Source organism: Paenibacillus sp. OAE614 (assembly GCF_040546645.1).
In the GTDB taxonomy this organism is placed as follows: domain Bacteria; phylum Bacillota; class Bacilli; order Paenibacillales; family Paenibacillaceae; genus Paenibacillus_AQ; species Paenibacillus_AQ favisporus.
This window is the reverse complement of sequence record NZ_JBEPOD010000001.1, coordinates 6,803,714-6,823,436: the sequence shown is the minus strand read 5'-3', so window position 1 is coordinate 6,823,436 and position 19,723 is coordinate 6,803,714. Positions and strand designations below refer to the sequence as shown.

The 19,723-nt window shown below is 51.2% G+C and carries 16 protein-coding genes, 1 tRNA gene and 3 rRNA genes; 19 read left to right on the top strand and 1 reads right to left on the bottom strand.

From position 1 onward, the window contains the following. The first annotated feature begins 5 nt into the window (after positions 1–5). The 5 genes from folK to lysS all read left to right on the top strand — a co-directional run bounded on the left by folK (position 6) and on the right by lysS (position 4,257). Positions 6–554 (top strand): 2-amino-4-hydroxy-6-hydroxymethyldihydropteridine diphosphokinase, encoded by a 549-nt coding sequence (gene folK / locus ABIE48_RS31275; RefSeq protein ID WP_076176692.1) that lies wholly within the window; start codon positions 6–8, stop codon positions 552–554. Beyond that, the gene (locus tag ABIE48_RS31270; protein ID WP_105442414.1) at positions 506–709 is read left to right on the top strand and encodes a helix-turn-helix domain-containing protein; all 204 of its coding nucleotides are present in this window, start codon (positions 506–508) and stop codon (positions 707–709) included. Before folK ends, ABIE48_RS31270 begins: the two co-directional genes overlap by 49 nt. Before the next feature lie 64 nt (positions 710–773). Next, the gene (gene dusB, locus ABIE48_RS31265; protein ID WP_089549449.1) at positions 774–1,796 is read left to right on the top strand and encodes a tRNA dihydrouridine synthase DusB; all 1,023 of its coding nucleotides are present in this window, start codon (positions 774–776) and stop codon (positions 1,794–1,796) included. Between the two features lie 269 nt (positions 1,797–2,065). After that, positions 2,066–2,542: a transcription elongation factor GreA gene (gene greA, locus ABIE48_RS31260; RefSeq protein WP_076176695.1), complete on the top strand. Its 477-nt coding sequence runs from the start codon at positions 2,066–2,068 to the stop codon at positions 2,540–2,542. A gap of 200 nt (positions 2,543–2,742) precedes the next feature. Further along, a complete protein-coding gene (lysS, locus tag ABIE48_RS31255; RefSeq protein WP_192717547.1) occupies positions 2,743–4,257 on the top strand; it encodes a lysine--tRNA ligase in 1,515 nt (504 codons plus the stop codon). Between the two features lie 46 nt (positions 4,258–4,303). Here lysS and ABIE48_RS31250 read toward each other — a convergent pair whose 3' ends face one another. Beyond that, positions 4,304–4,960, bottom strand: coding sequence for a TetR/AcrR family transcriptional regulator (locus ABIE48_RS31250; protein ID WP_192717548.1), 657 nt, complete (start codon positions 4,958–4,960; stop codon positions 4,304–4,306). Between the two features lie 90 nt (positions 4,961–5,050). Between ABIE48_RS31250 and ABIE48_RS31245 the strand changes: the two genes are divergently transcribed. From ABIE48_RS31245 to ABIE48_RS31180, 14 genes are all read left to right on the top strand, one after another. Then, positions 5,051–5,590 carry a hypothetical protein gene (locus tag ABIE48_RS31245; protein ID WP_192717549.1) on the top strand — a complete coding sequence of 180 codons (540 nt, stop codon included), beginning with the start codon at positions 5,051–5,053 and terminating at the stop codon, positions 5,588–5,590. A 393-nt stretch (positions 5,591–5,983) separates the two neighbouring features. Then, positions 5,984–7,536 (top strand): 16S ribosomal RNA (locus tag ABIE48_RS31240). A 200-nt stretch (positions 7,537–7,736) separates the two neighbouring features. Next, a 23S ribosomal RNA gene (locus ABIE48_RS31235) occupies positions 7,737–10,664 on the top strand. 126 nt (positions 10,665–10,790) lie between these two features. Then, a 5S ribosomal RNA gene (rrf, locus tag ABIE48_RS31230) occupies positions 10,791–10,907 on the top strand. The 16S, 23S and 5S rRNA genes sit together here, the layout of an rRNA operon. Positions 10,908–11,289: 382 nt before the next feature. Further along, positions 11,290–12,747 (top strand): IMP dehydrogenase, encoded by a 1,458-nt coding sequence (gene guaB, locus ABIE48_RS31225; protein WP_076176925.1) that lies wholly within the window; start codon positions 11,290–11,292, stop codon positions 12,745–12,747. A gap of 223 nt (positions 12,748–12,970) precedes the next feature. After that, a complete protein-coding gene (locus tag ABIE48_RS31220; RefSeq protein WP_145030096.1) occupies positions 12,971–14,293 on the top strand; it encodes a D-alanyl-D-alanine carboxypeptidase family protein in 1,323 nt (440 codons plus the stop codon). Positions 14,294–14,410: 117 nt separating this feature from the next. Beyond that, positions 14,411–15,292, top strand: coding sequence for a pyridoxal 5'-phosphate synthase lyase subunit PdxS (gene pdxS, locus ABIE48_RS31215; protein WP_145030090.1), 882 nt, complete (start codon positions 14,411–14,413; stop codon positions 15,290–15,292). Positions 15,293–15,311: 19 nt separating this feature from the next. Then, complete coding sequence (pdxT, locus tag ABIE48_RS31210; protein ID WP_145030088.1) at positions 15,312–15,890, top strand: pyridoxal 5'-phosphate synthase glutaminase subunit PdxT; 579 nt, start codon at positions 15,312–15,314, stop codon at positions 15,888–15,890. Positions 15,891–16,114: 224 nt separating this feature from the next. Beyond that, positions 16,115–17,404 (top strand): serine--tRNA ligase, encoded by a 1,290-nt coding sequence (serS, locus tag ABIE48_RS31205; protein WP_145030086.1) that lies wholly within the window; start codon positions 16,115–16,117, stop codon positions 17,402–17,404. 67 nt (positions 17,405–17,471) lie between these two features. Next, positions 17,472–17,560: transfer RNA gene (locus ABIE48_RS31200), tRNA-Ser, on the top strand. A 131-nt stretch (positions 17,561–17,691) separates the two neighbouring features. Then, positions 17,692–18,036 carry a hypothetical protein gene (locus ABIE48_RS31195; protein WP_076176929.1) on the top strand — a complete coding sequence of 115 codons (345 nt, stop codon included), beginning with the start codon at positions 17,692–17,694 and terminating at the stop codon, positions 18,034–18,036. Between the two features lie 16 nt (positions 18,037–18,052). After that, positions 18,053–18,229 (top strand): hypothetical protein, encoded by a 177-nt coding sequence (locus ABIE48_RS31190; RefSeq protein ID WP_186326194.1) that lies wholly within the window; start codon positions 18,053–18,055, stop codon positions 18,227–18,229. A gap of 30 nt (positions 18,230–18,259) precedes the next feature. Then, the gene (locus tag ABIE48_RS31185) at positions 18,260–18,415 is read left to right on the top strand and encodes a small acid-soluble spore protein P (RefSeq protein WP_076176930.1); all 156 of its coding nucleotides are present in this window, start codon (positions 18,260–18,262) and stop codon (positions 18,413–18,415) included. Between the two features lie 169 nt (positions 18,416–18,584). Further along, a complete protein-coding gene (locus tag ABIE48_RS31180) occupies positions 18,585–19,667 on the top strand; it encodes a hypothetical protein (protein WP_192717573.1) in 1,083 nt (360 codons plus the stop codon). Positions 19,668–19,723 lie beyond the last annotated feature (56 nt).

Here is a 19,723-nt window from a genome sequence, read left to right as displayed (position 1 = left end):
CCACCATGAATGCACATTTCACCTCTGAGCTATCAGAGGCTTATATTGCTTTAGGGGCAAATTTGGGTGACCGCGAGCATACGCTGATGGAAGCCATCCGGCGCCTGGATGAAGATCCCCGCATTACGGTAGCCCGCTGTTCCCATCTTTATGAGACGGAGCCTGTGGGTTATGTGGACCAGCCCCTCTTTTTAAATATGGCCGTGTGCGTCCGCACAAGTTTGGATTCCCATGAACTGCTGCACGTGATGCAGGGGATTGAGAACGGGCTTGGGCGCATTCGGGAGATCCATTGGGGGCCCCGGACCGTCGATTTGGATTTAATCTGGATGGAGGGCCGCAGGGAGAACACGGAAGAACTGGTGCTGCCGCATCCCCGGATGGAGGAGCGCGCCTTCGTGCTGGTTCCCTTATCCGATATCGTTCCTCCCGACGAGCCTTCCGGCTTATATACAATCGTAGAGACAGCTCTGGATAAGCTGGATGGAAAGGAAGGTCTGCAGCTTTGGAAAACATGCAGCTGGCGAAGCGCGTCCGCGCCTTCCGGAAGCTAAAAGGCTACACGCAGCAGGAGCTCGCAGCCAAGAGCGGCATATCGCTTGCGGTGCTGGGGGCCATCGAACGGGGAAACCGTCGTGCAGAAGAACAGGTTTTGATCAAAGTAGCGGAAGCACTGGGTGTATCTGTTCAGGAACTGAGGAACGGTTAGACTTTTGAGAAGCAGGAATACTGCTTATGTATATACAATGAATAATAAGGGGGGAAATGATGCGATGCTGAAGATTGGCGATATTGAAATGAAGAACCAAGTCGTGCTGGCACCGATGGCGGGCGTGTGTAATCCTGCGTTCCGTCTTATCGCCAAGGAATTCGGAACGGGTCTGGTCTGCGCAGAAATGGTCAGCGGCAAGGCGATCGTTCACGGCAATCAGCGCACGCGGGAAATGCTATATGTAGATGAGCGCGAGAAGCCGCTCAGCCTGCAGATTTTCGGAGGGGACCGGGATTCCCTGGTGGAGGCAGCCAAAGTTGTGGACCAACAGACCAACGCCGATATCATTGATATCAATATGGGCTGTCCGGCTCCGAAAGTGACCAAAATCGACGCCGGTGCACGCTGGCTGCTCGATCCCCAGAAAATTTATGAAATGGTCTCCGCGGTCGTGGATGCAGTCGATAAACCAGTGACCGTGAAAATGCGAACCGGATGGGACAGCGACCACATTTACGCGGTGGAGAACGCCCAAGCGGTGGAACGCGCCGGAGGCCAGGCAGTCAGCCTGCACGGCAGAACCCGGGAACAGCTGTATACGGGACATGCCGATTGGAGCATTATAAAGCAAGTTAAAGAGTCGGTATCAATCCCGGTCATCGGTAACGGTGACGTGGTTACGCCGGAAGACGCGCGGCGCATGCTCGACGAAACCGGATGTGACGGGGTTATGATCGGACGCGGCGCTTTGGGAAATCCGTGGATGCTGTACCGTACGATTGAGTACCTCAAGAGCGGTGAGCTGCTTCCGGAGCCTGCGGCTGAGGAGAAGATCCGCATCGCGATTCTTCATATGGATCGTCTGATCGCGCTGCGAGGCGAGTTCGTGGCCGTACGCGAAATGCGAAAGCACCTGGCATGGTACCTGAAAGGTCTCAAAGGGTCCGCACGGATCAAGGATGAGATTATGGAAGGAACGAAGCGCGACGAAATGGTCGGAATATTGGAGGATTTTGTGGCAAACCTGAACCAGCGTGCCGAAATGGAAGCCGAGGAAATAGGTGTGGAAGCGGTGGCCCAATAAGATGGGCGGCCGCGGCTGCACCCCTGTCATTGACATTTTGAAACGGTTACCATATAATTTTGCAGTATAAATTCGACTCTTCGTTTAACAAGCAGCAGGAGGATGTTCTGATCCTTCAAATTTTGCATATAGTTTTGCATATATATAGATTGAACTAAAGTAAGCATTGCCATCTCCTGACCACGGAGCAAGAACGTAAGTTTCTTTAGTTCATTCTATGGAAGCAGGATGTTTTTTAATTTATTTACATGACAGGAGAATCGGTTAAGATGAGCGATAAAGAAGTCATTCTTACACAGGACGGACTTAAGAAGCTGGAAGACGAACTCGAGAACCTGAAATCGGTGAAGCGCCGCGAAGTCGCGGAGCGGATCAAGGTTGCCATCGGCTACGGTGATATCAGTGAGAACTCCGAATACGAAGACGCCAAGAACGAGCAGGCTTTTATTGAAGGCCGAATCATTACTTTGGAAAAAATGCTGCGCAATGCCCGGATCATCAATAATGATGAGATCAACACGGACATTGTGGGCGTAGGTGCAACGGTAACGGTGCAGGACCTGGAATTCGGCGATACGATGGAATATACGATCGTCGGTAGTGCCGAATCCGATCCGCTGAACAATAAAATTTCCAATGAAAGCCCGGTCGGCAAAGCAATCATCGGCAAGCAAAAAGGAACCGTCGTGGATGTGAACGTTCCTGCGGGCGTCATTCAATATAAAATCATCGATATCAAAAAGTAATATCCATGCTTTAGGATTGAAAGAAAGCTTCCTTGAGGAAGCTTTTTTTCAAGATTGTTGAATGTAACACTTGAACTAACGTCGAGGCAAAGGAAAGGCCCCACTTGGTGGGGTTATTTTCGGATATAGATGGCAGACTGCATGCCGCTTGGACAAGCGGGAGAGGTATAGCAGTGAAATGAAGGAGATGAAGACTGACCATGTCAGAAGAAGTGAACAACCAGGAACAGGAAATTGAATTAAGCGAGATGCTGAAAATCCGCCGAAGCAAGTTGGACGAGCTGCGTGCACTGGGGATCGATCCTTTTGGCAAGAAATACGACAGAACCAGCATGGCAGGCGATCTGCTGAGTAAATACGACGGCATGACAAAAGAAGAGCTGGACGAGCAGCACGCCGAAGTTCGCGTTGCCGGACGGATTATGGCCAAGCGTGGCATGGGTAAGGCTATTTTTGCCCATATTCAGGATCTCAGCGGCAAAATCCAGATCTATGTGCGCCAGGATTCCGTGCCTGAGCATGCGTTCGAGGCGTTCCGCCTTCTGGATCTGGGCGACATTGTCGGCATCGCCGGAACGATGTTCAAGACGAAGACCGGGGAAACGACGATCAAGGCCAGCGAGGTGGAGGTTCTGTCGAAATCCCTCTATCCGTTACCGGATAAATACCATGGCCTCAAGGACGTGGAGCTTCGTTACCGTCAGCGTTATGTGGATTTGATCATCAATCCGGAAGTACAGCAGACGTTCATTGCCCGCTCGCGGATTATTCAATCGATGCGCCGTTACCTGGATTCACAGGGCTACCTGGAAGTTGAAACTCCGACACTGCATGCGATTGCCGGCGGAGCCGCGGCCAAGCCGTTTATTACGCATCATAACGCGCTGGACATGCAGCTGTATATGCGGATTGCCATCGAGCTTCACTTGAAACGCTTGATTGTCGGCGGTCTGGAGAAGGTATACGAAATCGGACGTGTATATCGTAACGAGGGGATTTCTACCCGCCACAATCCAGAGTTTACGATGATCGAGCTGTATGAGGCTTATGCCGATTACCAAGACATCATGAACTTGACCGAGAACATGATCGCGCATATTGCGCAGGAAGTGCTCGGCACCAAGATCATCAACTATCAAGGGCATCAAGTTGACCTGACTCCGCCTTGGCGCCGGGTATCCATGGTGGATGCGGTCAAGGAAGTCAAAGGCGTAGACTTCGGCGTGCATATGACGGACGAGGAAGCTCACCGTCTGGCCAAAGAGCATAACGTCAAAGTCGAGCCGCACATGACATTCGGTCATATTCTGAACGCGTTCTTCGAGGAATTTGTTGAGGAAACGCTGATTCAGCCGACGTTCGTGACCGGGCATCCGGTGGAAATTTCGCCGCTTGCGAAGAAAAACGAGCAGGATCCGCGGTTTACCGACCGTTTTGAGCTCTTTATCGTTGCCCGTGAGCATGCCAATGCATTCAGCGAGCTGAATGACCCGATCGATCAGCGCCAGCGTTTTGAAGCACAGCTGAAGGAACGCGAGCAGGGCAATGACGAAGCGCATGAAATGGATGAGGATTTCCTCACCGCGCTGGAGTACGGCATGCCGCCGACCGGTGGTCTGGGCATCGGTATTGACCGTCTGGTGATGCTGCTGACGGATTCTCCGTCGATCCGTGACGTGCTGCTCTTCCCGCATATGCGGAATCGTCAGGAGTAGTTTTCAGGTTTTTATGGAAAATAAATAAAAGGAACAGCTGTCGTGATCATGTATCACGTGGCTGTTCCTTTTTTGCGTTTGAGTCAGGCTTCTGTGCCATGGAATGGACATCCGGCCGGCATAAGGATAACAAATGCCGCTTGATGACCGCGACCATGACCTCGGGGGTCACACGCTCCGGACGCATCACGGCATGGATGGCCAGGCCGTCGAGGACGGCGTAGAAGCGTTCCACTTCGATGGCAAAATCCAGACCGGGAAGCAGGAGCTGGCTTTCCGATAAGCCGTTGAATACGGTAACGAAAATCGACCGCAGCTCGTCGTCCACCTGATGGCGCAGCGTACGCAAGGAATCATCCGACAGCGACTTGACGACAAAAGAAAACCACACCTCCATTTCCAGCCGCTTTTCGTTGTCGGTAGGGAGAACCTCATGCAGAAGAGAAGGAATGTCCTGCATCAGGTCACCGGAGAAGACCGTATCATATATTCGCTGCGATACCCGTTCGGATACCCGTTTCATGGAATAGGACAGGAGCTCGGATTGGGTTGAAAAATAATGCCGCATCGAGCCTACGGAGATCCCCGCCTCTTCCGCAATGTTTCGGACGGAAGCTTGCTCGATACCGTACTTCTGAATGACGCGCCAGGTGGCCTCGGCCACTTTGGCTTTCTGGAGTTCATGATCAACAATTTTAGGCATGTCTCCATTATACCACGTGCTTGATTTATTTAGTACGACTGTGGTAAATTGATTTTAGCACATTTGTATTAAATAAGGAGTGGGATAGGTTTGATCGGTATATGGATTGTAGGGTGCGAAATAGCCTTCTGGGTCTTGGTGTTAGCCGGGCTTAGCGTCCGGTATTTGGCAGGATGGAAAAAGGGCGGTGCCGCACTGCTGTTGATGACTCCTGTAGTTGACCTTCTCTTGATCATTCTTACGATTATGGATCTGCGCGGCGGAGCCGAGGCGGAATTTATGCATGGGCTGGCTGCGGTGTACATCGGTGTAACCATTGCTTTTGGCCACCGGATGATTCATTGGGCTGACGAGCGGTTCGCCTATCGTTTTGGAGGAGGGGCTAAGCCCCATAAGGCCCCCAAATACGGGAAGGCACATGCGAGACGAGAGCGGCAAGGGTGGTTCAGACATGCGCTGGCTTGGGTCATCGGTTCGATTCTGATCTTTCTCATGATTGTGGTCGTCAATGACCCTGATCGTACTGAAGCGCTTAAGCGGGTTCCATTACTCTGGGCATGCATTGTTGGCATTGATTTCGTTATAAGTTTCAGCTATACACTTTGGCCCAGGAAGGGCAAAGGCTACTGAATTATCCGTTATCCGCAGGTGCCGCAGTCTTGAAATGTATGATTAGGCAAACGGTCGGCACCTTATATATATAATTAAATTATAATTTCAGAAAAAGACTTGCATAATACAACAATGCGTGTTATATTAATATTCCGGCCAATGATTTGGTTGTTACTTGAATCAAATCACAAGCTTTCATATTAAATCCGAAAAAAAGATTTAAAAAAAGAGCTTGCTAAGTTGAGCCGCACATGATATACTATAAAAGTTGCTGAGGCGATGAGCTTCTGGTAACGAAACGAAGTTTGATCTTTGAAAACTGAACAACGAGTGAGTATAAACGCGATGGTCTTAGGACCGGAGCGATTGAGATTAAATCAATCTCGTCAGATTCAAAATGAGTCACAAACTTTCTTGGAGAGTTTGATCCTGGCTCAGGACGAACGCTGGCGGCGTGCCTAATACATGCAAGTCGAGCGGACTTGATGGAGAGCTTGCTCTCCTGATAGTTAGCGGCGGACGGGTGAGTAACACGTAGGCAACCTGCCTGCAAGACCGGGATAACCCACGGAAACGTGAGCTAATACCGGATATCTCATTTCCTCTCCTGAGGGAATGATGAAAGACGGAGCAATCTGTCACTTGCGGATGGGCCTGCGGCGCATTAGCTAGTTGGTGAGGTAATGGCTCACCAAGGCGACGATGCGTAGCCGACCTGAGAGGGTGAACGGCCACACTGGGACTGAGACACGGCCCAGACTCCTACGGGAGGCAGCAGTAGGGAATCTTCCGCAATGGGCGAAAGCCTGACGGAGCAACGCCGCGTGAGTGATGAAGGTTTTCGGATCGTAAAGCTCTGTTGCCAGGGAAGAACGTCCGGTAGAGTAACTGCTACCGGAGTGACGGTACCTGAGAAGAAAGCCCCGGCTAACTACGTGCCAGCAGCCGCGGTAATACGTAGGGGGCAAGCGTTGTCCGGAATTATTGGGCGTAAAGCGCGCGCAGGCGGTCATTTAAGTCTGGTGTTTAAGGCCAAGGCTCAACCTTGGTTCGCACTGGAAACTGGGTGACTTGAGTGCAGAAGAGGAGAGTGGAATTCCACGTGTAGCGGTGAAATGCGTAGATATGTGGAGGAACACCAGTGGCGAAGGCGACTCTCTGGGCTGTAACTGACGCTGAGGCGCGAAAGCGTGGGGAGCAAACAGGATTAGATACCCTGGTAGTCCACGCCGTAAACGATGAATGCTAGGTGTTAGGGGTTTCGATACCCTTGGTGCCGAAGTTAACACATTAAGCATTCCGCCTGGGGAGTACGGTCGCAAGACTGAAACTCAAAGGAATTGACGGGGACCCGCACAAGCAGTGGAGTATGTGGTTTAATTCGAAGCAACGCGAAGAACCTTACCAGGTCTTGACATCCCTCTGACCGGTCTAGAGATAGGCCTTTCCTTCGGGACAGAGGAGACAGGTGGTGCATGGTTGTCGTCAGCTCGTGTCGTGAGATGTTGGGTTAAGTCCCGCAACGAGCGCAACCCTTGATTTTAGTTGCCAGCACTTCGGGTGGGCACTCTAGAATGACTGCCGGTGACAAACCGGAGGAAGGCGGGGATGACGTCAAATCATCATGCCCCTTATGACCTGGGCTACACACGTACTACAATGGCCAGTACAACGGGAAGCGAAGCCGCGAGGTGGAGCCAATCCTATCAAAGCTGGTCTCAGTTCGGATTGCAGGCTGCAACTCGCCTGCATGAAGTCGGAATTGCTAGTAATCGCGGATCAGCATGCCGCGGTGAATACGTTCCCGGGTCTTGTACACACCGCCCGTCACACCACGAGAGTTTACAACACCCGAAGTCGGTGAGGTAACCGCAAGGAGCCAGCCGCCGAAGGTGGGGTAGATGATTGGGGTGAAGTCGTAACAAGGTAGCCGTATCGGAAGGTGCGGCTGGATCACCTCCTTTCTATGGAGAATCGCTTCCTGCGATGGAAGCATTCAAATACTAAATCTAGCCAGGTCGGCTAGTTACTCACTCGTTGGTCAGTTTTGAGAGTTCAAACTCTCAATTTGATCCTTGAAAACTAGATAACGAAACGAATCTGCGTTTTAGAAATATCCTTTTAGCTGAACTTGTGTCACAACAAGTTAAGTTTTAAGTAGCATGGTTAAGCTACTAAGAGCACACGGAGGATGCCTAGGCGCTAGGAGCCGATGAAGGACGTGGCGAACAACGATACTGCCTCGGGGAGCTGTAAGCAAGCTTTGATCCGGGGATGTCCGAATGGGGAAACCCGGCTGATGTAATAGTCAGTCACTCATAACTGAATACATAGGTTATGGTGAGGCATACCAGGGGAACTGAAACATCTAAGTACCCTGAGGAAGAGAAAACAAGAGTGATTCCGTTAGTAGCGGCGAGCGAACGCGGAACAGCCTAAACCGGTCAGCTTGCTGGCCGGGGTTGTGGGACGTCTCACATGGAGTTACAAAGGAATTGGTTAGGCGAAGAGGTCTGGAAAGGCCCGGCATAGAAGGTAAAAGCCCTGTAACCGAAAGTCAGTTCCCTCCGAGACGGATCCCGAGTAGTGCGGGGCACGTGAAACCCCGTATGAATCTGGCAGGACCATCTGCTAAGGCTAAATACTCCCTAGCGACCGATAGTGAAACAGTACCGTGAGGGAAAGGTGAAAAGCACCCCGGAAGGGGAGTGAAATAGAACCTGAAACCGTGTGCTTACAAGAAGTCAGAGCCCTGTTTATGGGTGATGGCGTGCCTTTTGTAGAATGAACCGGCGAGTTACGTTCCCGTGCAAGGTTAAGGTGAGAAGCCGGAGCCGCAGCGAAAGCGAGTCTGAATAGGGCGAATGAGTACGTGGACGTAGACCCGAAACCGTGTGATCTACCCCTGTCCAGGGTGAAGGTGCGGTAACACGCACTGGAGGCCCGAACCCACGAATGTTGAAAAATTCGGGGATGAGGTGGGGGTAGCGGAGAAATTCCAATCGAACTCGGAGATAGCTGGTTCTCCCCGAAATAGCTTTAGGGCTAGCCTCGGTTTTGCAGTCGTGGAGGTAGAGCACTGATTGGGTGCGGGGCCCGCAAGGGTTACCAAGCTCAGTCAAACTCCGAATGCCATCGACTGATCGACCGGGAGTCAGACAGTGAGTGCTAAGATCCATTGTCAAAAGGGAAACAGCCCAGACCATCAGCTAAGGTCCCCAAGTGTGTGTTAAGTGGGAAAGGATGTGGAGTTGCACAGACAACCAGGATGTTGGCTTAGAAGCAGCCACCATTGAAAGAGTGCGTAATAGCTCACTGGTCGAGTGACTCTGCGCCGAAAATGTAACGGGGCTAAACACACCACCGAAGCTATGGCTTGATGCTTGCATCAGGGGTAGGGGAGCGTTGTATACAGCGTTGAAGGTATACCGTAAGGAGTGCTGGAGCGTATACAAGTGAGAATGCCGGTATGAGTAACGAAAAGATCAGTGAGAATCTGATCCGCCGAAAGCCCAAGGTTTCCTGAGGAAGGCTCGTCCGCTCAGGGTAAGTCGGGACCTAAGGTGAGGCCGACAGGCGTAATCGAAGGACAACAGGTTGAAATTCCTGTACCACCGTAAACCGTTATGAGTGATGGGGTGACGCAGGAGGGTAGTGACGCGAGCTGATGGATGCTCGTCCAAGCAGTGAGGCTGGTGTGTAGGCAAATCCGCACACTTTAAGGCTGGGCTGTGACGGGGAGGGAAAATTATAGTACCGAAGGTCATGATCTCACACTGCCAAGAAAAGCCTCTAACCAGGTGAAGGTGCCCGTACCGCAAACCGACACAGGTAGGCGAGAAGAGAATTCTAAGGCGCGCGGAAGAACTCTCGTTAAGGAACTCGGCAAAATGACCCCGTAACTTCGGGAGAAGGGGTGCCCCGGTAGTGTGAATAGCACGAGGGGGCCGCAGTGAAAAGGCCCAAGCGACTGTTTAGCAAAAACACAGGTCTGTGCGAAGCCGCAAGGCGAAGTATACGGGCTGACGCCTGCCCGGTGCTGGAAGGTTAAGGGGAGCGGTTAGGGAGCAATCCCGAAGCTGTGAACCGAAGCCCCAGTAAACGGCGGCCGTAACTATAACGGTCCTAAGGTAGCGAAATTCCTTGTCAGGTAAATTCTGACCCGCACGAATGGCGTAACGACTTGGGCGCTGTCTCAACGAGAGATCCGGTGAAATTTTAATACCTGTGAAGATGCAGGTTACCCGCGACAAGACGGAAAGACCCCATGGAGCTTTACTGCAGCTTGATATTGGATTTGGGTACGATCTGTACAGGATAGGTGGGAGCCTTTGAAACCTGAGCGCCAGCTTGGGTGGAGGCGCCGTTGGGATACCACCCTGATCGTATCTAGGTTCTAACCTGGTACCGTGATCCGGTATGGGGACAGTGTCAGGTGGGCAGTTTGACTGGGGCGGTCGCCTCCTAAAGAGTAACGGAGGCGCCCCAAGGTTCCCTCAGAATGGTTGGAAATCATTCGAAGAGTGCAAAGGCAGAAGGGAGCTTGACTGCGAGACCTACAAGTCGAGCAGGGACGAAAGTCGGGCTTAGTGATCCGGTGGTACCGCATGGAAGGGCCATCGCTCAACGGATAAAAGCTACCCTGGGGATAACAGGCTTATCTCCCCCAAGAGTCCACATCGACGGGGAGGTTTGGCACCTCGATGTCGGCTCATCGCATCCTGGGGCTGAAGTAGGTCCCAAGGGTTGGGCTGTTCGCCCATTAAAGCGGTACGCGAGCTGGGTTCAGAACGTCGTGAGACAGTTCGGTCCCTATCTGTCGTGGGCGTAGGAAATTTGAGAGGAGCTGTCCTTAGTACGAGAGGACCGGGATGGACGTACCGCTGGTGCACCAGTTGTTCCGCCAGGAGCATGGCTGGGTAGCTACGTACGGACGGGATAAGCGCTGAAAGCATCTAAGCGTGAAGCCCCCCTCAAGATGAGATTTCCCAGTATGTAAGACCCCTTGTAGACGACGAGGTAGATAGGTTGGAGGTGGAAGTGCAGCAATGCATGGAGCTGACCAATACTAATCGGTCGAGGGCTTATCCAAAAAAGTACCCACCAAAGTGAAGAGCAGCGTTGAAGCTGATTCCGAGTACTTTGGCGGGGACCCGATAATTCTTAAAACACAGATTCGTTTCGTATCTAGTTTTCAGGTGATCAAAACACTTGAACGTTTGGTGGCGATAGCGGAGGGGTTCCACGCGTACCCATCCCGAACACGACCGTTAAGCCCTCCAGCGCCGATGGTACTTGGACCGAAGGGTCCTGGGAGAGTAGGACGTTGCCAAGCGAAGGACCACTTTTGATGAATATCAACGGTGGTTTTTTTGTTTTATTCAAACCCTTGGAATGGAATATTGAGCTTTTGATACAATTCAGGGCCTGGCAACCTAAAGGTAGTTCCTCCTCCAGTTTCATGTATGAACCGAAATGATTTTGGACATCCCACCAATGGGATGTCTTTTGCATATCTTGTCCGCTTCAAGTGGACATGTATTTGCCCCTGCAAGACAAGGGCGATTCCTCTCATTTTTACCAGACTGATTACCTTGACAGCTTCGAGTGGGCTTTGCTAAGATGGCAATAATATATTTTCAGAAACGATTTTCAAGCCTTGTTGCATAAGGATTTTAACAAATACATTACATGACAAATGAGGGGGAAATTACGAAGTGTGGGAACAAAAGTTTGCTAAAGAAGGATTTACATTTGACGATGTTTTGCTGGTACCCCGGAAGTCCGAAGTGCTGCCAAAGGAAGTCGATGTGTCCACGAGATTAAGCGATTCGGTTAAGCTGAACATTCCTTTGATCAGTGCAGGGATGGACACAGTGACGGAAGCTGCCCTGGCCATTGCGATTGCACGTGAAGGCGGCATCGGCATTATTCACAAAAATATGTCGGTTGAACAGCAAGCGGAGGAAGTGGATCGGGTTAAGCGTTCCGAGAGCGGCGTTATCACCAATCCTTTCTCATTAACAGCCGATCATCTCGTATCCGATGCCGAACAGGTCATGGCGAAATTCCGGATTTCGGGTGTTCCGATTGTGGACGAGCATAACAAACTGATCGGTATTCTTACAAACCGCGACCTTCGCTTCGTTCATGATTACAGCATTAAGATCTCCGAAGTGATGACTCGTGAAAACCTGGTAACTGCCCCAGTAGGTACGACGCTTCAAGAAGCCGAAGTCATTCTGCAGCAGCACAAAATCGAAAAGCTGCCGCTGGTTGATGAGAACAACACATTAAAAGGTCTTATTACCATTAAAGATATTGAGAAAGCCATTCAGTTCCCGAATGCGGCAAAAGATGCGCAAGGACGTCTGCTTGTAGGTGCGGCTATCGGTATTTCCAAGGATGGTTTGGATCGGGCCGCAGCTCTGGTCAAGGCCGGAGTTGACGTCATCGTCGTCGATTCTGCGCACGGCCATCATATCAACATCTTGGATGCGGTTCGCCATCTGCGCAGCTTGTACCCGGATCTTACGATCATTGCAGGCAACGTGGCTACGGGCGAGGCGACACGCGACCTGATCGAGGCGGGTGCTTCAGTTGTCAAAGTCGGTATCGGACCGGGATCGATCTGTACGACGCGCGTTATTGCCGGTATCGGCGTGCCGCAAGTCACAGCAATTTACGATTGTGCTTCGGTAGCCAAAGAATACGGAGTGCCGATTATTGCAGACGGCGGTATTAAGTACTCCGGTGAAATTACAAAAGCACTTGCAGCCGGCGGCCATGCCGTTATGCTGGGAAGCTTGTTCGCGGGAACGGAAGAGAGCCCTGGGGAATCGGAAATTTACCAAGGCCGCCGCTACAAGGTATACCGTGGTATGGGATCCATGAGTGCGATGAAACAAGGCAGTAAAGACCGTTACTTCCAGGACGACGATAAGAAGCTCGTTCCGGAAGGAATTGAGGGCCGCGTCGCTTATAAAGGTCCTTTGTCCGACACGATTCACCAATTGATTGGCGGTCTCCGCTCGGGTATGGGCTATTGCGGAACGAAAAACCTGCAGGAGCTGCGTGAAGATACCCAATTTATCCGCATTACAGGTGCGGGTCTTCGTGAGAGCCATCCGCACGACGTGCAGATCACGAAAGAAGCTCCAAACTACTCGTTGTAATATTCGACACGGTTTGCACAAAACCAACATCTTCTTGTACAGACAGGCCTAAATTAGGCCTGTCTGTCTTTTTTTGCAGTATACCCTGTGTTAGAATAGACAAGTAAGATTTAAGGGCAAGAGGGGAGTTAACAATTCATTGAGTAAGAAATGGAGCAAGTTGGGGAAACCATCTTCGCACAAACGCAAACGTCACTTTGTCAAAAAGAGCGTAGCCTCGGTTATGCTATTGAATATGTTAATGCTGTCCGCTCTACCGGCCATGGCTTTGGCTGAGGGAACAACAGCAACAACGACCACTACGAATACCGCATCGACTACTACGGCCAGCAAGGTGCCAAGCGTATCGTCTTTGCAGCTTCAAGTGAAATCCGCCGTGTTGATCGAACCAACGACAGGGCAAGTCCTCTTGTCGGTAAACGCGGATGATCCACTGCCGCCGGCCAGTATGACCAAGATGATGACAGAGTATCTCATCGCGGATATGGTTAAAAAGGGCAAGTTTAAATGGGACGATGTCGTGACTGTTGGCGATAATGCTTCCAAGACGATCGGCTCGCGTATTTTTTTAGATGCTAATGACCAACATACCGTAAGAGAACTGTACATAGCGATGGCGGTAGGTTCGGCGAACGATGCTACCGTAGCGCTGGCTGAATATGCAGCCGGGTCTGAACAGGAATTCGTCAACCTGATGAATGAAACAGCCAAGAAGTTCGGGATGAAGACAGCCCACTTTATCAACTCCACAGGGCTTGACCGTGCGGATATGCCTGAAAAGTATCGCCCTACGGCTGAAGGGGAGACGGTCATGTCCGCGATGGACGCTGCCATTCTGGGCAAGCATATCGTTCTTGACCATCCGGATTTTGCTGAGTTCACGGCCATCCAATCCTATAAATTCCGTCCTCGCGACAAAAATCCGATCATCAATTGGAACTGGATGCTTGAAACTAATAAGGATATTCCGAACTTTAAGGCTTACGCCTACCCAGGCTTGGATGGCCTTAAGACGGGTCATACCAATAATGCGGGCAACTGCTTTACGGGAACGGCCGAACGCGATGGGATGCGCCTGATCAGCGTCGTCATGGGAACGAAATCGGAGGCACAGCGCTTTACCGAGACCCGGAAGGTGCTTGATTACGGTTTCAACAACTTTGAGATCAAGCAGGCCGTGGCCGGCAAATCCAAGGTTGAAGGTCTGGACTCCGTTGAGGTCAAAAAAGGCGTCAAAACTTCGGTTGGCGTCGTAACAGATGCCCCGGTCTCCTTTATGGTACCTAAAGGCTCCGATGCCAAAGGCGTTACCTTCAAGACTCAGCTTGAACCGGCGGACAAGCTTGTGGCTCCGATCAAGCAGGGAACCAAGGTCGGTACCATCACTTATACCTATAAAGCAGATGGGATTGAGAAGCCTCAGACGAAAACCGTCAATTTGATCACATCGGACGAAGTGGAGAAGGGCAGCTGGCTGCGCCTGTTCTTCCGCGCCATTAAGGAAATGTTTGGTGATTTATTTGACGGAATCAAAAATCTTTTTTAAGATCAATATAAGATTTTTGCTTTAGTCAACAAAAGCAGCTCTGCAGAGTATGCAACCATCCTGCCATCCATAGGCAAGGGCGGATTACATGATATATATTTCGGGAGGCGTAAACCATTGGAAACGGGAACTTCGAGAGTTAAAAGAGGTATGGCTGAAATGCAAAAAGGCGGCGTCATCATGGACGTCATGAATGCCGAACAGGCAAAGATCGCTGAAGCTGCGGGCGCAACGGCCGTCATGGCATTGGAACGCGTTCCTTCGGATATTCGTGCTGCCGGCGGTGTAGCGCGTATGGCTGACCCTACAATCGTAGAAGAGGTTATGAAAGTCGTATCGATTCCGGTTATGGCGAAAGCCCGTATCGGTCATTATGTGGAAGCGAAAGTGCTCGAATCCCTCGGCGTCGACTACCTCGATGAGAGCGAAGTTCTGACGCCTGCCGATGAAGTATTTCATATCGATAAATGGGACTTCACCGTGCCGTTTGTTTGCGGCGCCAAAGACCTGGGAGAAGCGCTGCGCCGCATCGGCGAGGGCGCATCGATGATCCGTACGAAAGGCGAGCCGGGAACAGGCAACATTGTTGAAGCCGTTCGTCATATGCGTCTGATCAACAGTCAAATCCGCAAAGTGCAAAACATGTCGAAGGACGAGCTGTATGCTGAAGCGAAAAACCTTGGCGTACCTTACGACCTTCTGCTTGGTGTGCACGAGAGCGGCAAGCTGCCGGTCGTTAACTTTGCTGCGGGTGGCGTGGCTACTCCAGCCGACGCGGCGCTGATGATGCATTTGGGAGCCGACGGGGTATTCGTAGGATCGGGTATTTTCAAATCCGATAATCCAGAGAAGTTTGCCCGCGCGATCGTGGAAGCAACAACGCATTACCAAGACTACAAGCTGATTGCCGAAGTATCCAAAAACCTGGGTGCGCCAATGAAAGGCATTGAGATTTCGAAGCTGAGCCCGTCTGAGCGGATGTCGGACCGCGGCTGGTAAGAGAGAGAAGGCTGGACATATGAAAATCGGGGTACTGGCACTTCAGGGTGCCGTAGCAGAGCATATTCGCAGCATCGAGCTGGCCGGCGCTGAAGGCATCGCCATTAAAAAGGTAGAGGAACTGGAGCAAGTTCAGGGCCTGATTATCCCTGGCGGCGAAAGTACGACCATCGGCAAGCTGATGCGGAAATACGGGTTTATTGAAGCGATTCGCCAATTTTCGGAGGCAGGCAAGCCGATTTTCGGGACCTGTGCCGGATTGATCGTACTGGCGAAGTCGATCGAAGGCCAGGAAGAGCCCCACTTGGGGCTGATGAATATCTCCGTGGCGCGCAATGCTTTTGGGCGTCAACGGGAGAGCTTTGAAACAGATTTGGACGTCAAGGGGATTGAGGAGCCGGTTCGTGCCGTCTTTATCCGTGCTCCTCTGATCCGCAGTGTGGGCGATGGAGTCGACGTACTGTCCTCCTATAACGACGAGATTGTGACCGCGCGAGAGGGCCATTTGCTCGCCTCTTCGTTCCACCCTGAACTGACGGATGATTACCGGCTCCATCAGTATTTTGTGGATATGGTAAAAGCCAGTCAAGCGTCTTAAATCAGCAGGATAAACGATCGTAACACGATGACACCTTGACTCTTTTGATGATATCTAAACGCTGCCTCATGGGTAAGCTTTAGGTAAAGGTATTCCTCGGTTGGCGGCCTGAACGGCGGTCTGAGGATACCTTTCAAGGGGTCAGGGTTGTTTTTTGATTCAAGCAGGTCTCATCATGGAAGTACGTCGCACAAGACGTTTTTCTTTTTAGGAGGAATTGTCCAATGTTGGATGTGAAAATATTACGCGGTGATTTCGCGAGAGTGGAGCAGGCACTCAAAAACCGGAACAAGTCGCTGGATTTGATCGCTGGATTTCCCGAGCTGGATACCCGCCGCAGGGAGCTGCTGCAGGAGAGCGAGGCGCTGAAAAACCGCCGCAACACCGTTTCCGGTGAAGTAGCCAAGCGCAAAAAGAACGGGGAGAACGCCGACGAGCTTATTCTGGAGATGCGTCAGGTTTCTGACCAGATCAAAGCGATGGACGAGGAAGTGCGCGAATTGGAGGCGTCTATTTCTGATCTGACGATGGCCATTCCGAATATTCCGCACGAGTCGGTACCGGTCGGCCAGTCCGAAGAAGACAATGTGGAGCTGCGCCGGTGGTCGGAACCGACAACGTTTGATTTTGCGCCAAAAGCCCACTGGGATCTGGCCCAGGACCTGGGCATTCTTGATTTTGAAGCGGCAGCCAAGGTTACGGGTTCGCGGTTTACGTTCTACAAGGGGCTCGGCGCCCGTCTGGAGCGCGCGCTCATCAACTTTATGATGGATTTGCACAGCAGCGAGCATGGTTACGAAGAAATGCTTCCGCCTTATATCGTCAATGGGGACAGCCTGCGCGGGACCGGACAGCTTCCGAAGTTTGAAGAGGATCTGTTTAAAATCCGTGACACGGACTACTATTTGATCCCGACCGCTGAAGTGCCTGTGACCAACTATTACCGTGATGAAATTTTATCGGTGGAGGATCTGCCGAAGCACTTCGTGGCTTACAGCTCCTGCTTCCGTTCGGAGGCCGGTTCGGCCGGACGTGATACACGTGGCTTGATCCGCCAGCATCAATTCAATAAAGTGGAACTGGTGAAGCTTGTGCATCCGGATTCCTCTTATGAAGAGCTTGAGAAAATGACGGCAAATGCCGAGCGCGTTCTGCAGCTGCTGAAGCTGCCGTATCGCGTGATGGCGCTCAGCACGGGAGATATGGGCTTCTCGGCGGCAAAAACGTACGACCTGGAAGTTTGGCTGCCTGAGAGCGGTGCTTACCGAGAAATCTCCTCTTGCTCGAATACAGAGGACTTCCAGGCACGGCGTGCTAACATCCGTTTCCGTCCTGAGCCTAAGGCCAAGCCTGAGTTTGTGCATACGTTGAATGGATCGGCACTTGCCGTGGGACGGACCGTGGCGGCCATTCTGGAGAATTATCAGCAGGCAGACGGCAGCGTGGTCGTTCCGGATGTGCTTCAGCCTTATATGGGCAATGTTAAAGTTATTGTCCCTAAAAGCCAGGGTTGATATTAGAATTAAACTGTGGTAATATATTTTTGTTACGCGTTGCGTGACACTGATGTATTTTCCACGTGGAGGGGTACCGAAGCGGTCATAACGGGGCGGTCTTGAAAACCGTTAGGGCGCAAGTCCACATGGGTTCGAATCCCATCCCCTCCGCCATTTAGTCAAACCAATGACAAAGTCGATTCTGCTTATGCAGGAGCGGCTTTTTTTGTTTTTGCCAAACGCCGTTATCGCATAAAAAGAGCGCATCCTCCGCACATTAACAAAGGCAGGGGAGGTGTTCATTCATGAACCGAGACTTTGAATTGAACCAAAACAAATTGGTCCAAGCTTGGCAATCCCAGCTTCCTCAAACGCTTGACTCATCCGACCAGGCACAGGTGTTTGCCGACGAGGCAAATCCCCAGGCGCTGCGGATCCATATCGATACCGCGGGACGGTCGAAGTATTCATTCGACTTCCAGTGCTCCTACGTGGATACGCGGGAGGTTAAAGTGGATCTGGTGGATGTAGAACGCGAAGGACGCACGGTAGACGAACGCACGGATGTCATTCAGAATATGGCGCAGGATTACACCCGCCAAATTCACGAGTGCGCCCAAGCCCTTCACGATTTGACGCATCACTCTTAAGAAAAGAGGGACGACGATGACCAAAGCCAAACCGGGTGTCGACAAAAATCTCAGCAATGTCGTCGAGGATTTGGATCAAACGGCAGTGAACAGCCATCAGGCAAATCAGTTGCAGCAGAAGCGAAACGATCGCAGGCATGAAGATGAAATCAATCATCAGCACACGGTCGACCTGGAGCATCCGCATTCTTAACCATCCTAACGTATACAGGGGGAATCGCCGATGAGTAAACCAAACGCTGTTCCGGTACCTGAAGCGCAAGAGCAGCAGCCGCGTAACCGGGACCGGGAGCGGTCCGGCATGCAGGAGCCGTTGTCGGGATCGAAGAAGGTCAAGAACCGGAATCATGTTAGTCATTTGAATAGAGAAGGGTCCTAAGGTCCCGTCTAAAAAGGCATCCGGCTAAAAGCCAGGATGTCTTTTTTTGCGTTAAAAATGAAAATTCACAAATGATTTCCAAAAAAGGGTTCCGGTAACGGACGATATCGTTTATGATTACAAGGGGTATTTTTTTGCTTTTTAGAGACGAGAGGAGAGAGAGATTGTGATGAAGAAGAAATGGGCAGCCCTGATTCTTACACTGGTCTTGGCAATGACCGTGGTGCTTGCAGGCTGCAGCAGCAAGAAGGAACCGAAGGAAGCGCTGGAGGCTTCGGCCGTCAACGCGATGAAAATGACATCGTACGAAATGAAGAGCAAGGTAACGATCAAAGATCTGCAGGTTACCAGTGCAAGTGCTGATAACGCCGCAGCCAGCCAAGTGATGAGCATGCTGAAAAATGCGGAATTGACGATCGATGGGGTATATCAGAACGATCCACAACAAACGGAGATGACGCTCGGAATTAACCTGAAGGGCGACATGTCCATGAGCTTTAACATTCCGATGGTAATGACCCAAGATAAATTGTACGTCAAAGTGCCAAGCATCCCGATGCTGCCGCTGCCTGAAGACGTTGTAGGTAAATTCCTGGTACTCGATATGAAAGAGCTGGCGGAACAGCAGGGAACGTCCTTTAACCCCGACATGATGAATCCCGAAAAGACGAAGAAGCTCGCCGGCGAAATTATGAATACCCTATTTACCGAATATGACGGTAAGAAATATTTCAAAGACATTGCGGTTAAAGACGCTAACCTCCCGGATGGCGTGGATGCCAAGCAGGTGGTTCAATTCTATGTGACGAATGACAACGTGAAGGAAGCGGCTGACATTCTGGTGAACAAAGCGCTGCCGAAAATTCTTGATATTATCAGCAAAGATGAATACCGTGAAATGCTCGGCGTCAACCAGGAAGACATCGACGATATGAAGAAGGATCTGAACTCGACAGACAGCAAGGATGAAATCAGCAAAGGCCTGAACGATCTGAAGAACTACCTGAAAGTCAACCAGTTCGAAGTCAACACGGCCATCAATAAAAATAATTTCCCTGCTTATCAGGATGCTGTTATGAACGTAGAAATGAACGATCCGGAAACGAAGGACAACATGAAGCTGTCGCTGCAGGCGACGAGCCAATACAGCAAGATCAACGAGAAGCAAACCTTCAGCATTGGCATTCCAAAAGAAGCGGATGTTATTACGATGGAGCAGCTTCAGGAGAAAATGGGAGCTACGGCTTACTAAGCAAGCCCCGAACGAATTACAACAGCCCGGCCAGGGTTACTGGCCGGGCTGTTTGT